Below are 12,321 nucleotides of genomic sequence, written 5' to 3'. Positions count from 1 at the left end.
TCAGGAGCGCTCGGCCCAGGCGGCCTGGCTGAAGAATTTCATGGTCACTGCGTGGATACTGCCATCGGCGATCCAGGCATTGAGGTGGGCATAGACTTGTTGCTGGCGCTTGACCGGGCTGAGGGCGGCCAGCTCATCGCTGATCAGGTTCAGCTGGAAATTGCAGCCCTCGCCTTCCACCTCGATACGGGTGTCCGGCATTTTGGCTTCCAAGAGGTTTTTTACTTCGACGGCCTGCATGCTCAACCTCGATCGGCGCATAAGAAATCAGTGGCGGGCCAAGGCTCGCGGGCCGGCCATGATACAAAAAAGCCCCCCGCCTGCGAAGCCCGGATAGCCGGATCGCTGACGGAGGGCCTTGCCGCCTGCTTGCACGCTGGCCAGCCAGAGCACATCGACGGGCGCTAAAGCGCTCAAGCCTGCGGCGCGAGCACTTCGAGCAGGCCGGAAACCTTGGCGATTTCCAGCATGTCTGCGGGCAGCTGGCGAATGCTCAGCGGCTTGTCGGCGGCCTTGGCATCACGCAGAAAAGCCAAGAGCAGAGACAAACCGACGCTGCTGGACTTCTCCACCAGCGCGCAGTCCAGCACCAGGCTCGCCTGCGTGCTGGCCTGGATCAACTGGCGGCCGACCTCACGCAGCGCCGGCCCGGTGCGATAGTCGAGCACGCCGACGAGCTGCAGCTCGCCATTGGCTGCCTGATGAATGGCGCCGTCGCTCATTGCCCGTTTGCCTGCTGGCCGGTGGCGCTGTCCTTGGCCTTGGCCACTACATCGGCCCAGCCGTCGATGGTCTTATCCAGGTCGTTGCCATTGCGCTGCATGCTGTCGGCGAACTGGTCACGGAACAGCTTGCCGATGTTGATGCCGTTGATGATCACGTTGCGCAGCATCCACTGGCCGTTGATCTGCACCATGGTGTAGGAGACCGGGTAGACGGTGCCCTTGCTGTCACTGACTTCCATGCCAACGCTGGCACGATCGGCGCCCTCGGCCTTGGCCGGCAGCACGCGAATGTCCTGGTTGTCGTACTCGAGCAGGGCATTGCCGTAGAACTGCATCAAGCTGCGCTTGAAGTTGTCTTCGAAGCGCTGCAATTGCTCGGGGCTGGCCTTGCGCGAATACTTGACGGTCATGATGCTGCGCGAGATGCCCTCGCTATCCACCACCGGGCCAAGAATGCGATTCAGCGCATCGTAGAAGTCCTGGGGCGTCTGCTTGTAAGAGGCCTTGTTGGCTTTCAGGTCGCCGATCAGTTGATCAGTGGTCTGTTGCACCACGTCATGGGCGCTGGGCGCCGCCTGGGCCAGCAACGGCAAGGCGGCCAGGGCCACCAGCAGAGCGTTTCGCAGAGTCTTCAGCATGGTGAACATCCTCATTTGCTCTCTTTATTCACCGAATTGATCAGGAACTTGCCGATCAGGTCTTCCAGCACCAGCGCTGACTGGGTGTCATGGATAACACTATCGGCCTTCAGCACATCTTCCTCACCACCGACACTGATGCCGATGTATTTCTCGCCGAGCAGGCCGGCCGTGAGAATCGAGGCAGTGGAATCAACCGGCAGATTGTCCACGCGTTTTTCCACTTCCATGGTCACCCGACCGGTGTAGCTGTCGTGATCGAGGTCGATGGCAGTGACCTTGCCAATCGTCACGCCGGCCATGGTCACCTTGGCCCGGACCGTCAGCCCGGCAATATTGTCGAAGTGCGCATAGAGCTTATAGGTATCGCCCGAACTCGCTGCCGACAGGCCGCTGACACGCAGGGCCAACAGCAACAGGGCCAGCAATCCAGCCAGCAGGAACAGGCCGACGCCGATTTCCAGGGAGCGGCTTTGCATCAGAGATCTCCAAACATCAGGGCGGTCAGAATAAAGTCGAGGCCGAGCACAGCCAGGGAGGCATACACCACGGTTTTGGTGGTGGCACTGCTGATGCCTTCCGAGGTGGGTTCGCAGTCATAACCCTGGAACACGGCGATCCAGGTCACCACGAATGCAAATACGATGCTCTTGATCACACCATTGAGCACATCTTCGGTGAATTGCACGCTGTTCTGCATGTTCGCCCAGAACGAGCCTTCGTAGACCCCCAGCCAGTCGACCGCGACCATCGCCCCGCCCCAGATGCCCACCACGCTGAAGATGGTGGCCAGCAGCGGCATGGAGATGAAGCCGGCCCACAGACGCGGGGCGATGATGTATTTGAGCGGATCGACGCCGATCATTTCCAGGCTGGACAGCTGCTCGGTGGACTTCATGTTGCCGATTTCGGCGGTCAGCGCCGAACCGGCACGCCCGGCAAACAGCAAGCCGGTCACCACCGGGCCCAGCTCACGCAACAGGGTCAGGGCAACCATCTGCCCCACCGCCTGCTCGGAGCCGTAGCTGCTGAGGATGTTGAAGCCCTGCAGCGCCAGCACCATGCCAATGAACAGGCCGGCGACCACAATGATCGGCAACGACAGTACACCGACAAAATACAGCTGACGGATCAGCAGCTGGCCGCCATTGCTCAGGCCACTGCGGCCGAACAGCGAACTAGACAAGAATAGTGACGAGCGCCCTAGCGCCTGGACCACATCGATCCCGGAACGGCCCAGCAGGCGGATGCGCTCGAGTGGCGAAGACTTACGCATCAACGCGCCCCCAATAAATCGTCAAGATAATCCGGCGCCGGATAATGGAAAGGCACCGGACCATCCGGAATCCCTTTCATGAACTGCTGGATGCGTGGGTTATCCGAGTTCATCAGCTCATCCGGAGTGCCCTGCCCCAACACCTGGCCATCGCCCACCACATAGAGGTAGTCGGCGATGCTCGCGGTTTCGGCCAGGTCATGGGAGACCACGATACTGGTGATGCCCAGGGCGTCGTTGAGCAGGCGAATCAGGCGCACCAACACGCCCATGGCGATCGGGTCCTGGCCGACGAACGGTTCGTCGTACATCAGAATCTGCGGGTCCAGGGCAATCGCCCGGGCCAGCGCCACGCGACGCTTCATGCCGCCAGACAATTCATCCGGCATCAGCTCGATGGCGCCGCGCAGACCCACGGCCTGCAGCTTCATCAGCACGATGTCGCGAATCATCTCGTCGGACAGCTGGGTATGCACGCGCAACGGAAAGGCGACGTTCTCGAACACATCGAGATCGGTAAACAGGGCACCGCTCTGGAACAGCACGCCGAACTGCTTGCGCATGTCGAACAGGTCGCTGCGCGACAGCGTCGGCAGGTTCTGCCCGTTGACCCACACTTCGCCGCTGGACGGCTTGAGCTGGGCCGCGATCAGGCGCAGCAAGGTCGTCTTGCCGCAGCCGGAAGGCCCCATGATGCCGGTGACCTTGCCGCGCGGAATGCAGATATCGACATTGTCAAAGATGGTGCGTGCGCCGCGCTTGAAGGTCAGGCCCTTCAACTCCACAGCGTAGGCATTATCGGCGCTCATCCAAACTCCTTGTGAAACGGTCATCCCTGGACAGACGCGGTATTCCCGAGCGGGGACACCAAACCGCGCAGGCAGGCCGAACAGGGCGCGCAATATACCATCCAAGCCTTATGTGCCCAAGGCGGCGCAATGTTTTCAGGCAATTTAAGCGCTGCATCACCCAGCCACGATCCACCAGGGGTGAGGCGAAGCGGCTTTCCCGCTATAATCGCCGACTTTTCTGCCGACCATCGTGAAACCATCATGAGCCAGTCCAGCGATCTGATCCAATCCGCCCAGCGCACCATGCGCCTCGAACTCGAAGCCATCGAGGCCTTGCTCAACCGCGTCAACGGCGATTTCGTGCACGCCTGCGAGTTGATGCTGGCCTGCAAGGGCCGCATCGTCGTGGTCGGCATGGGCAAGTCCGGGCACGTCGGCAACAAGATCGCCGCGACCCTGGCCAGCACCGGCACACCGGCCTTCTTCGTCCATCCGGCCGAAGCCAGCCATGGCGACATGGGCATGATCACCCGTGACGACGTGGTGCTGGCCCTGTCCAACTCCGGCTCCACGGCGGAAATCGTCACCCTGCTGCCGCTGATCAAGCGCCTCGGCATCACCCTGATCAGCATGACCGGCAACCCGGAATCGCCGCTGGCCAAGGCCGCCGAAGTCAACCTGGATGCCCAGGTGGCCCAGGAAGCCTGCCCGCTGAACCTGGCGCCGACCTCCTCCACCACCGTGTCCCTGGTGCTCGGCGACGCCCTGGCCATCGCCCTGCTGGAAGCCCGCGGCTTTACCGCCGAAGACTTCGCCTTCTCCCACCCGGGCGGCGCATTGGGCCGACGCCTGCTGCTCAAGGTGGAGAACGTCATGCACAGCGGCACTCGCCTGCCCCTGGTCCAGCGCGGCACCAGCCTGCGCGACGCCTTGCTGGAAATGACCCGCAAGGGCCTGGGCATGACCGTGGTGGTCGAAAACGATGGCAAGCTGGCCGGTATCTTCACTGACGGCGACTTGCGCCGCACCCTGGACAAGGGCATCGACGTGCGCGATGCCAGCATTGATAGCGTGATGACCGTGCACGGCAAGACCGCCCGCGCCGACATGCTCGCCGCCGAAGCCCTGAAAATCATGGAAGACCACAAGATCAATGCGCTGGTAGTGGTGGATGACGAGGATCAGCCGGTCGGCGCCCTCAACATGCACGACCTGCTGCGCGCCGGAGTGATGTAAATGAACAGCGAACTGCTGCAACGCGCCAAGCCGATCAAACTGGCCATCTTCGATGTCGACGGCGTGCTGACCGATGGCCGCCTGTACTTTCTCACCGACGGCAGCGAGTTCAAGACCTTCAATACCCTCGACGGTCACGGCATCAAGATGTTGATCAATTCCGGGGTGCGCACCGCCATCATCAGCGGGCGCAAGACCCCGGTAGTCGAGCGCCGCGCACAGAACCTGGGTATCCAGCACCTGTACCAAGGCCGCGAGGACAAGCTGGTCGTGCTGGACGAACTACTCGGTGAGCTCGGTCTAAGCTACGAGCAAGTCGCCTACCTGGGCGATGACCTGCCGGACCTGCCGGTGATCCGCCGGGTCGGCCTGGGCATGGCCGTGGCCAGTGCCGACGGCTTTGTCCGTCAGCACGCCCATGGCGTCACCGCAGCACGCGGTGGCGAAGGTGCCGCCCGCGAATTCTGTGAACTGATCATGCGCGCCCAGGGCAGCCTCGATGCCGCCCAAGCCGCCTACCTCTAGGATCAAGCATGCTCGGCAAACTGCGCCAACCTCTGATCTACAGCCTGATTGCTGCCCTGCTGGGCGCAGTCGGCTATTGGAACATCCGCCCGGAAAGCTTTCTGGACAAGCCGTCGACAACTGAAACCGACAATGCCATCGACTTCTACGTGGTCAACGCCCGCACTCTGCAGTACCAGGAAGACGGCCAACTGCACTACGAGATGACCGCCGACAAGCTGGAGCATCTCAAGGCCAGCGACATCACCCTGCTGAGCAAGCCCGACCTGCAGCTGTATCGCGGCAGTGCCTATCCCTGGCATGTGCAGAGTGAGCGTGGCGAGGTCGCGCCAGAGGGCAAGGAAGTCGAACTTATCGATGCCGTGCGCGTCGCACGCACCGACGCCAAGGGTCGTCCGACGGTGATCACCAGCAGCCGGATGACCGTATTTCCTGACAAGGAATATGCGCAAACCCAGCAAGCCGTTAGAATCGAGGCCGCCAATGGGGTGACCACGGCGCAAGGAATGAAAGCGTACATGAATGACGGCCGGATCCTCCTGCTGTCCAACGTAAGAGGCCAGCATGAGGCTCGTTAAAACACTCCCCCTATTGTTCATCAGCCTCGGTGCCGCGCTCGGAAGCGCCAGTGCCTGGGCCCTGCCGAGCGACCGCGAGCAGCCGATCCGGGTGCAAGCCGACAGCGCCGAGCTGGACGACAAGCAAGGCGTGGCCGTATACCGCGGCGGCGTAGTGATCACTCAGGGCACCCTGAAGATCACCGGCGACACCGTGACCATCACCCAGGATGCCAATGGCGAAGTCGAAGTCTTCACCTCGGTGGGCAAACCCGCCTACTACGAGCAAAAGCCTTCGGCAGAAAAGGAAATCGTCAAGGCCTATGGCCTGACCATCCAGTACTTTGCCAGCAACGAGCGCATCGTGCTGATCGATCAGGCCAAGGTGATTCAGGAAGGCAATACCTTCGAAGGCGAGAAGATCGTCTATGACACCCAGCGCCAGATCGTCAACGCCGGCCGCGCCAACGGCACCGCCCTGAGCACGCCGCGCCCACGTATCGACATGGTCATCCAGCCGCGCAAGAAAACCGGCCAACCGGAGCAAGCGCAGTAATGGCGACCCTCAAAGCCCAGCACCTGGCCAAGAGTTACAAGGGCCGCCAGGTCGTCCGTGACGTCAGCCTGTCCATCGACAGCGGCCAGATCGTCGGCCTGCTCGGCCCCAACGGCGCCGGCAAGACCACTTGTTTCTACATGATCGTTGGCCTGGTACAGGCCGACCAGGGCCGCGTGCTGATCGACAACCTCGACGTCAGCCACCAGCCCATGCACGGCCGCGCGCGCGTCGGTATCGGCTACCTGCCGCAGGAAGCCTCGATCTTCCGCAAGCTGTCGGTGGCCGACAACATCATGGCCATTCTGGAAGCCCGCAAGGACCTCGACCGCGCCGGCCGCCACGCCGCGCTGGAGACCCTGCTGCAGGAGTTCCACATCAACCACATCCGCGACAACCTCGGCATGAGCCTGTCCGGTGGTGAACGCCGCCGCGTGGAAATCGCCCGCGCCCTGGCCACCGAGCCGAAATTCATTCTGTTGGATGAACCCTTCGCCGGTGTCGACCCGATCTCGGTCGGCGATATCAAGCAGATCATTTACCACCTCAAGGCCAAGGGCATTGGTGTGCTGATCACCGACCACAACGTGCGCGAGACCCTCGACATCTGCGAGACCGCCTACATTGTCAATGACGGCCAGCTGATCGCCGAAGGCGATGCCGAAAGCATCCTGGCCAACCAACTGGTGAAAGAAGTCTACCTCGGGCACGAGTTCCGCCTCTGACGCAGGCACTGCTTCACTACAGGGACGTTGTCAAGCCTAGGCAAGATCGCCAGTTTCGGGCATATAATTTGCTTATTGGCGGCGCCCCGGCGCCCTGTAGTGAATGGCGCAATTGCGCCGGCAAATAAGGTGCAAAGCTTCCTGCCATGAAACCTTCGCTAGTCCTCAAGATGGGCCAGCAGCTGACGATGACGCCGCAGCTGCAACAAGCCATTCGCCTACTCCAGCTTTCCACCCTGGACCTGCAACAGGAAATCCAGGAAGCCCTGGAATCCAACCCCATGCTGGAGCGCCAGGAAGAAGGCGAAGACTTCGACAACAGCGATCCGCTGGCCGACGGCGAAGAGCAGAACGCCCAGTCCAAACAGCAGCAGGACACCTACCAGGAAACCAACAGCACCCCCGCCGACTCCATCGAGGACGGCGAGTGGAACGAACGCATTCCCAACGAACTGCCGGTCGATACCGCCTGGGAAGATGTCTACCAGACCAGCGCCAGCAGCCTGCCGAGCAATGACGATGACGAGTGGGACTTCACCACCCGTACCTCGGCCGGCGAAAGCCTGCAGACCCATTTGCTCTGGCAGCTCAACCTGGCGCCGATGTCGGACACCGACCGCCTGATCGCCGTAACCCTGATCGACTGCATCAACAATCAGGGCTACCTGGAAGAGTCGCTCGAGGAAATCGTCGAGGCCTTCGACCCGGAAATGGACGTCGAGCTCGACGAAGTCGAAGCCGTGCTGCACCGCATCCAGAACTTCGACCCAGCCGGCGTCGGCGCCCGCGACCTGCGCGAATGCCTGCTTCTGCAACTGCGCCAGCTGCCGGCCAGCACGCCCTGGCTGAGCGAGGCCCAGCGCCTGGCCGGCGACCACCTCGACCTGCTCGGCAGCCGCGACTACAGCCAGCTGATGCGGCGCATGAAGCTCAAGGAAGACGAGCTGCGCCAGATCATCGAGCTGATCCAGAGCCTCAACCCGCGCCCCGGCTCACAGATCGAAGCCAGCGAGCCGGAATACGTGATCCCCGACGTCCTGGTACGCAAGCATAACGAACGCTGGCTGGTGGAGCTGAACCAGGAGGCGGTGCCGCGCCTGCGCGTCAACGCCCAGTACGCAGGCTTCGTCAAACGCGCCGACTCCAGCGCCGACAACACCTTCATGCGCAACCAGTTGCAGGAAGCGCGCTGGTTCATCAAGAGCCTGCAGAGCCGCAACGAGACGCTGATGAAGGTCGCCACGCAGATCGTCGAGCACCAGCGCGGCTTCCTCGAATACGGCGACGAGGCGATGAAGCCGCTGGTCCTGCATGACATCGCCGAAGCGGTGGGCATGCACGAATCGACCATTTCGCGGGTCACCACGCAGAAATTCATGCACACCCCGCGTGGCATTTACGAGCTGAAATACTTCTTCTCCAGCCACGTTAGCACCTCGGAAGGCGGCGAATGCTCGTCGACGGCGATCCGCGCCATCATCAAAAAACTGGTCGCAGCGGAAAACGCGAAAAAGCCGTTGAGTGACAGCAAGATCGCTGGTTTACTGGAAGAACAGGGCATTCAGGTAGCCCGTCGCACCGTCGCCAAATACCGCGAATCCCTCGGGATAGCGCCTTCGAGCGAACGCAAGCGGTTGATGTAGCGCGCAGTGCCTGATGCATGCGCCAGCGACTGATGTGATGCGGCACTGAGGGAAGGCTTTTGCAAAACTGCATGCGCGCCAGGCGCCCTGCCCCGAGGGGGAAGCACAGGACAGTTCTGCAAAAGCCTTCTCAAGCCAAAGTGTTACGGTGGCAGGCCCGCTAGCCTGTCTCTTACACACGGCAACAAGGAGAAGCGGTATGCAAGTCAACATCAGTGGACACCAACTGGATGTGACCGACGCCCTGCGCGACTACATCGGCGAGAAACTCGGCCGACTGGAGCGCCATTTCGACAAGATCACCAATGTGCAGGTGATCATGGAGGTCGAGAAACTCAAGCAGAAAATCGAAGCCACCCTGCACATTGCCGGCGGTGAAGTCGTCGCCAACGCAGAGCACGAAGACATGTATGCGGCGATCGATCTGCTCGCCGACAAACTTGACCGCCAACTGATCAAACACAAGGAAAAGCAGCTCAACCGCCTGCAAGGCGCGACAGCCCGCTGATATCCCCCACACATGATCCGACTTGAAAATATCCTGACCGCCGGCCGTTCCCTGGTGAACGTGTCCGGCGGCAGCAAAAAACGCGTTCTGGAACAAATTGCCAACCTGGTCGCGCGCGAATTGCCCGACCTGGATGGCCAGGACATTTTTGAAAGCCTGATTGCCCGTGAAAAACTCGGTTCCACCGGGTTCGGCAACGGCATCGCCATTCCTCACTGCCGCCTGCCCGGCTGCGCAGCGCCGATCAGCGCCGTGCTGCGCCTGGATGCGGCAGTGGATTTCGACGCCATCGACGGCGCCCCGGTGGACCTGCTGTTCGTCCTGCTGGTACCGGAAGCGGCGACCGACGAGCACCTGGAGCTGCTCCGGCAGATCGCCAGCATGCTCGACCGCGCCGATGTGCGCGAGCGCCTGCGCCAGGCGCAAAGCAGTGAAAGCCTCTACCAGGTAGTCGTCGACGTGCAGAACGGCCAGTAGGCCAGGGTAGGACAGTGTGATGCGCCTGATCATCGTCAGCGGCCGCTCCGGCTCGGGCAAGAGCACTGCTCTCGATGTACTGGAGGACAACGGTTTCTACTGCATCGACAACCTGCCGGCCGGCCTGTTGCCCGAGCTGGCCGAGCGTGCGCTGCTGGAAACCGAACTGTTGCACCCGCTGGTCGCCGTCTCCATCGACGCCCGCAACCTGCCCAGCCAGCTCAAGCGCTTTCCCGAACTGCTCGCCGAAGTCCGCGCCCGCCACATCCTCTGCGACGTGCTGTACCTGGATGCCGACGAGGAAACCCTGCTCAAGCGCTTCTCCGAGACCCGCCGGCGTCACCCGCTGACCAACGAGACCCGCGCCCTGGCCGAAGCCATTCGCGACGAGGAGGCCCTGCTCAGCCCGATCACCGATCTGGCCGACCTGAAGATCGATACCACCCACCTCAATCTTTACCAGTTGCGCGACACCCTCAAGCTGCGCCTGCTGAACAAGCCCGAGCCGGGTACCGCTTTCCTGATCGAGTCCTTCGGTTTCAAGCGTGGCATGCCGGTGGATGCCGACCTGGTGTTCGACGTACGCTGCCTGCCCAATCCCTACTGGAAGCCTGACCTGCGCGAGATGTCCGGCCTGCAGGCACCGGTTGCCGAGTACCTGGCCGCACAGCCGGATGTCGAGGAGATGTACCAGGACATCCATGCCTACCTGCACAAGTGGCTACCGCGTTTCGCTGCCAGCAACCGCGCCTATGTGACCATCGCCATTGGCTGCACCGGCGGCCACCATCGCTCCGTGTACCTGGCCAATCGCCTGGGCGAAGCCCTCAAACCCACCTTGAAGAATGTCCAGGTCCGCCACCGCGACCTGGGTTAAGGACTGCCCACGCAATGCCTGCCTGCGAAATCACCATCATCAACAAACTCGGCCTGCATGCCCGTGCGGCGGCCAAGTTCGTCGGCGTGGCGACGCGCTTTCCTTGCCAGGTGCGGGTCGGCCGCAGTGCCGAGAGCCTGATCGACGGCAAGAGCATCATGGCCGTGATGATGCTGGCGGCCGGCAAGGGCACCAACCTGTACCTGCAGTGCGAAGGCGAACAGGATGACGACGCGCTGAACGCCCTGATCGAACTGATCAACAACAAGTTCGACGAAGGCGAATAAGCCGCACCGCAAAAAAGGGGCCTTCCGGCCCCTTTTTTCATCCTGCCGACTCAGCTACCAGCGACGGTCATCTTCTCGATCAGTACCGAGCCGGTGCGGATATTGCCGCGCAGCTCCAGGTCATTACCGACCGCGACTATCTGGCGGAACATGTCGCGCAGATTGCCGGCGATGGTCACTTCCTGCACCGGGAACTGGATCTCGCCATTCTCCACCCAGAAGCCAGCGGCGCCGCGCGAATAGTCGCCGGTGACCATGTTCAGGCCGTGCCCCATCAGTTCGGTCACCAGCAGGCCACGGCCCATGCGGCGCAACAGGGCCTTCTGGTCTTCGTCGCCATGGCTGACGAACAGGTTGTGTACGCCACCGGAGTTGGCCGTGCTGGGCAAACCCAGCTTGCGCCCGGAATAGGTGCCGAGGATGTAGGAAACCAACTCACCGCCGGCGACGAACGGCTTGGCGTAGGTGGCCAGGCCATCGCCATCGAAGGTCGCGCTGCCCATGGCCCGCGGGATATGCGGGCGTTCGTCGAGGTTGAGCCAGCTAGGGAACAGCTGCTGGCCCAGGGTGCCTTCGAGGAAGGACGACTTGCGGTACAGGTTGCCGCCGGAAATCGCCGCCAGGAAGCTGCCGAACAGCCCGGTGGCCAGCTCGGCAGCGAACAGCACCGGCACCTCGCAGGTCGGCACCGGCCGCGCGCCCAAACGGGCCGCCGTGCGCGCCGCGGCATGCCGACCGATCTGCGCCGGGTCGGCCAGCAGCTCGCCCTGGCGATTGACGTCGTACCAGTAGTCGCGCTGCATCTGCCCTTCGCCTTCGGCGATCATCACGCAGCTGAGGCTGTGGCGGGTGCTGGCGTAGCCGCCGACGAAACCATGGCTGTTGCCGTAGACCCGGCAGCCCTGGTGGGTATTGAGGGTGGTGCCATCGGCATTGCTGATCCGCGGATCGGCAGCGAACGCAGCCTCCTCACAGGTCAACGCCAGCTCGACGGCGCGCTCGGGCGCCAACGCCCAGGGATGATAGAGATCGAGCTCAGGAAACTCGCGAGCCATCAGGGCCGCGTCGGCCAGACCGGCGCACTCGTCCTCGGAGGCATGCTGGGCGATGGCCAGGGCCGCCGCCACGGTTTCGCGAATGGCCGCATCGCCGCTGGCCGAAGTACTGGCCGAGCCTTTGCGCTGACCGACGTACAGGGTGATGCCGAAACCCTGATCGCGATTGAACTCGACCGTTTCCACCTCGCCCTGACGCACCGTGGTCGACAAGCCCTGCTCCATCGACACCGCCACTTCACAGGCACTGGCACCCTGGCGCCGAGCCTCGGCGATTATCTGTTCGACCTGCGCTTGCAAGGCCGGCAAAGCCTGCGGGCCCACCACTTCTGCTGCACTCATAACTCGCTCCAAAACTGCAAACTGACAGCCCACCCGGCAAGCACTGTGCTTACGGTTTGAGGCTTGCCGCTACCCTTGCTGCTATCATGGCGGCGTTTCCATC

General features: G+C 62.3%; 17 protein-coding genes. 10 read left to right on the top strand and 7 right to left on the bottom strand.

Annotated features, from left to right (window positions below; all coding sequences use genetic code 11):
• From LRS11_RS10400 to LRS11_RS10375, 6 genes are all read right to left on the bottom strand, one after another.
• Positions 1 to 240, bottom strand: coding sequence for a BolA family protein (locus LRS11_RS10400; protein ID WP_260496736.1), 240 nt, complete (start codon positions 238 to 240; stop codon positions 1 to 3).
• A gap of 173 nt (positions 241 to 413) precedes the next feature.
• Entirely contained in the window at positions 414 to 722 is a 309-nt protein-coding gene (locus tag LRS11_RS10395) for a lipid asymmetry maintenance protein MlaB (protein WP_260496735.1), read from the bottom strand.
• Positions 719 to 1,363: a phospholipid-binding protein MlaC gene (locus LRS11_RS10390; RefSeq protein WP_260496734.1), complete on the bottom strand. Its 645-nt coding sequence runs from the start codon at positions 1,361 to 1,363 to the stop codon at positions 719 to 721. The genes LRS11_RS10395 and LRS11_RS10390 overlap by 4 nt, the downstream gene beginning before the upstream one ends.
• A gap of 11 nt (positions 1,364 to 1,374) precedes the next feature.
• Entirely contained in the window at positions 1,375 to 1,842 is a 468-nt protein-coding gene (gene mlaD / locus LRS11_RS10385) for an outer membrane lipid asymmetry maintenance protein MlaD (protein WP_260496733.1), read from the bottom strand.
• The gene (gene mlaE, locus LRS11_RS10380; RefSeq protein WP_260496732.1) at positions 1,842 to 2,639 is read right to left on the bottom strand and encodes a lipid asymmetry maintenance ABC transporter permease subunit MlaE; all 798 of its coding nucleotides are present in this window, start codon (positions 2,637 to 2,639) and stop codon (positions 1,842 to 1,844) included. Before mlaE ends, mlaD begins: the two co-directional genes overlap by 1 nt.
• Positions 2,639 to 3,448, bottom strand: coding sequence for an ABC transporter ATP-binding protein (locus tag LRS11_RS10375; RefSeq protein WP_182834279.1), 810 nt, complete (start codon positions 3,446 to 3,448; stop codon positions 2,639 to 2,641). The genes mlaE and LRS11_RS10375 overlap by 1 nt, the downstream gene beginning before the upstream one ends.
• A gap of 243 nt (positions 3,449 to 3,691) precedes the next feature.
• Between LRS11_RS10375 and LRS11_RS10370 the strand changes: the two genes are divergently transcribed.
• The 10 genes from LRS11_RS10370 (at position 3,692) to LRS11_RS10325 (ending at position 10,821) form a co-directional block, all read left to right on the top strand.
• Positions 3,692 to 4,666 (top strand): KpsF/GutQ family sugar-phosphate isomerase, encoded by a 975-nt coding sequence (locus LRS11_RS10370; RefSeq protein WP_260496731.1) that lies wholly within the window; start codon positions 3,692 to 3,694, stop codon positions 4,664 to 4,666.
• Positions 4,667 to 5,191, top strand: a complete 525-nt coding sequence (locus LRS11_RS10365) for a KdsC family phosphatase (RefSeq protein ID WP_260496730.1) — start codon at positions 4,667 to 4,669, stop codon at positions 5,189 to 5,191.
• An 8-nt stretch (positions 5,192 to 5,199) separates the two neighbouring features.
• Positions 5,200 to 5,769 (top strand): LPS export ABC transporter periplasmic protein LptC, encoded by a 570-nt coding sequence (gene lptC / locus LRS11_RS10360; RefSeq protein WP_260496729.1) that lies wholly within the window; start codon positions 5,200 to 5,202, stop codon positions 5,767 to 5,769.
• Positions 5,756 to 6,304 carry a lipopolysaccharide transport periplasmic protein LptA gene (lptA, locus tag LRS11_RS10355; RefSeq protein ID WP_260496728.1) on the top strand — a complete coding sequence of 183 codons (549 nt, stop codon included), beginning with the start codon at positions 5,756 to 5,758 and terminating at the stop codon, positions 6,302 to 6,304. Before lptC ends, lptA begins: the two co-directional genes overlap by 14 nt.
• Positions 6,304 to 7,029: an LPS export ABC transporter ATP-binding protein gene (gene lptB / locus LRS11_RS10350; RefSeq protein ID WP_260496727.1), complete on the top strand. Its 726-nt coding sequence runs from the start codon at positions 6,304 to 6,306 to the stop codon at positions 7,027 to 7,029. Before lptA ends, lptB begins: the two co-directional genes overlap by 1 nt.
• A 146-nt stretch (positions 7,030 to 7,175) precedes the next feature.
• On the top strand, positions 7,176 to 8,672 hold the full coding sequence (locus LRS11_RS10345) for an RNA polymerase factor sigma-54 (protein WP_260496726.1): 1,497 nt from the start codon (positions 7,176 to 7,178) through the stop codon (positions 8,670 to 8,672).
• 199 nt (positions 8,673 to 8,871) lie between these two features.
• Positions 8,872 to 9,180, top strand: a complete 309-nt coding sequence (hpf, locus tag LRS11_RS10340; protein WP_182834286.1) for a ribosome hibernation-promoting factor, HPF/YfiA family — start codon at positions 8,872 to 8,874, stop codon at positions 9,178 to 9,180.
• Between the two features lie 12 nt (positions 9,181 to 9,192).
• Positions 9,193 to 9,657, top strand: a complete 465-nt coding sequence (ptsN, locus tag LRS11_RS10335; RefSeq protein WP_260496725.1) for a PTS IIA-like nitrogen regulatory protein PtsN — start codon at positions 9,193 to 9,195, stop codon at positions 9,655 to 9,657.
• Positions 9,658 to 9,676: 19 nt separating this feature from the next.
• Positions 9,677 to 10,534, top strand: coding sequence for an RNase adapter RapZ (gene rapZ, locus LRS11_RS10330; RefSeq protein ID WP_260496724.1), 858 nt, complete (start codon positions 9,677 to 9,679; stop codon positions 10,532 to 10,534).
• Between the two features lie 14 nt (positions 10,535 to 10,548).
• Complete coding sequence (locus LRS11_RS10325) at positions 10,549 to 10,821, top strand: HPr family phosphocarrier protein (RefSeq protein WP_260496723.1); 273 nt, start codon at positions 10,549 to 10,551, stop codon at positions 10,819 to 10,821.
• 50 nt (positions 10,822 to 10,871) lie between these two features.
• Here LRS11_RS10325 and pmbA read toward each other — a convergent pair whose 3' ends face one another.
• Entirely contained in the window at positions 10,872 to 12,218 is a 1,347-nt protein-coding gene (gene pmbA, locus LRS11_RS10320; RefSeq protein ID WP_260496722.1) for a metalloprotease PmbA, read from the bottom strand.
• Positions 12,219 to 12,321 lie beyond the last annotated feature (103 nt).

This window comes from Pseudomonas sp. J452 (assembly GCF_024666525.1).
In the GTDB taxonomy this organism is placed as follows: Bacteria; Pseudomonadota; Gammaproteobacteria; order Pseudomonadales; family Pseudomonadaceae; genus Aquipseudomonas.
This window is presented reverse-complemented; position numbering and strand designations above follow the sequence as displayed.

Excerpts from the sequence above, each read along its gene's own strand:
- mlaE (WP_260496732.1), bottom strand. The coding sequence starts at position 2,639 with ATGCGTAAGTCTTCGCCACTCGAGCGCATCCGCCTGCTGGGCCGTTCC.
- LRS11_RS10365 (WP_260496730.1), top strand. The coding sequence starts at position 4,667 with ATGAACAGCGAACTGCTGCAACGCGCCAAGCCGATCAAACTGGCCATC.
- LRS11_RS10375 (WP_182834279.1), bottom strand. The coding sequence starts at position 3,448 with ATGAGCGCCGATAATGCCTACGCTGTGGAGTTGAAGGGCCTGACCTTC.
- LRS11_RS10370 (WP_260496731.1), top strand. The coding sequence starts at position 3,692 with ATGAGCCAGTCCAGCGATCTGATCCAATCCGCCCAGCGCACCATGCGC.
- LRS11_RS10325 (WP_260496723.1), top strand. The coding sequence starts at position 10,549 with ATGCCTGCCTGCGAAATCACCATCATCAACAAACTCGGCCTGCATGCC.
- LRS11_RS10395 (WP_260496735.1), bottom strand. The coding sequence starts at position 722 with ATGAGCGACGGCGCCATTCATCAGGCAGCCAATGGCGAGCTGCAGCTC.
- pmbA (WP_260496722.1), bottom strand. The coding sequence starts at position 12,218 with ATGAGTGCAGCAGAAGTGGTGGGCCCGCAGGCTTTGCCGGCCTTGCAA.
- lptB (WP_260496727.1), top strand. The coding sequence starts at position 6,304 with ATGGCGACCCTCAAAGCCCAGCACCTGGCCAAGAGTTACAAGGGCCGC.
- LRS11_RS10345 (WP_260496726.1), top strand. The coding sequence starts at position 7,176 with ATGAAACCTTCGCTAGTCCTCAAGATGGGCCAGCAGCTGACGATGACG.
- LRS11_RS10400 (WP_260496736.1), bottom strand. The coding sequence starts at position 240 with ATGCAGGCCGTCGAAGTAAAAAACCTCTTGGAAGCCAAAATGCCGGAC.
- rapZ (WP_260496724.1), top strand. The coding sequence starts at position 9,677 with ATGCGCCTGATCATCGTCAGCGGCCGCTCCGGCTCGGGCAAGAGCACT.
- hpf (WP_182834286.1), top strand. The coding sequence starts at position 8,872 with ATGCAAGTCAACATCAGTGGACACCAACTGGATGTGACCGACGCCCTG.
- lptC (WP_260496729.1), top strand. The coding sequence starts at position 5,200 with ATGCTCGGCAAACTGCGCCAACCTCTGATCTACAGCCTGATTGCTGCC.
- ptsN (WP_260496725.1), top strand. The coding sequence starts at position 9,193 with ATGATCCGACTTGAAAATATCCTGACCGCCGGCCGTTCCCTGGTGAAC.
- LRS11_RS10390 (WP_260496734.1), bottom strand. The coding sequence starts at position 1,363 with ATGCTGAAGACTCTGCGAAACGCTCTGCTGGTGGCCCTGGCCGCCTTG.
- lptA (WP_260496728.1), top strand. The coding sequence starts at position 5,756 with ATGAGGCTCGTTAAAACACTCCCCCTATTGTTCATCAGCCTCGGTGCC.
- mlaD (WP_260496733.1), bottom strand. The coding sequence starts at position 1,842 with ATGCAAAGCCGCTCCCTGGAAATCGGCGTCGGCCTGTTCCTGCTGGCT.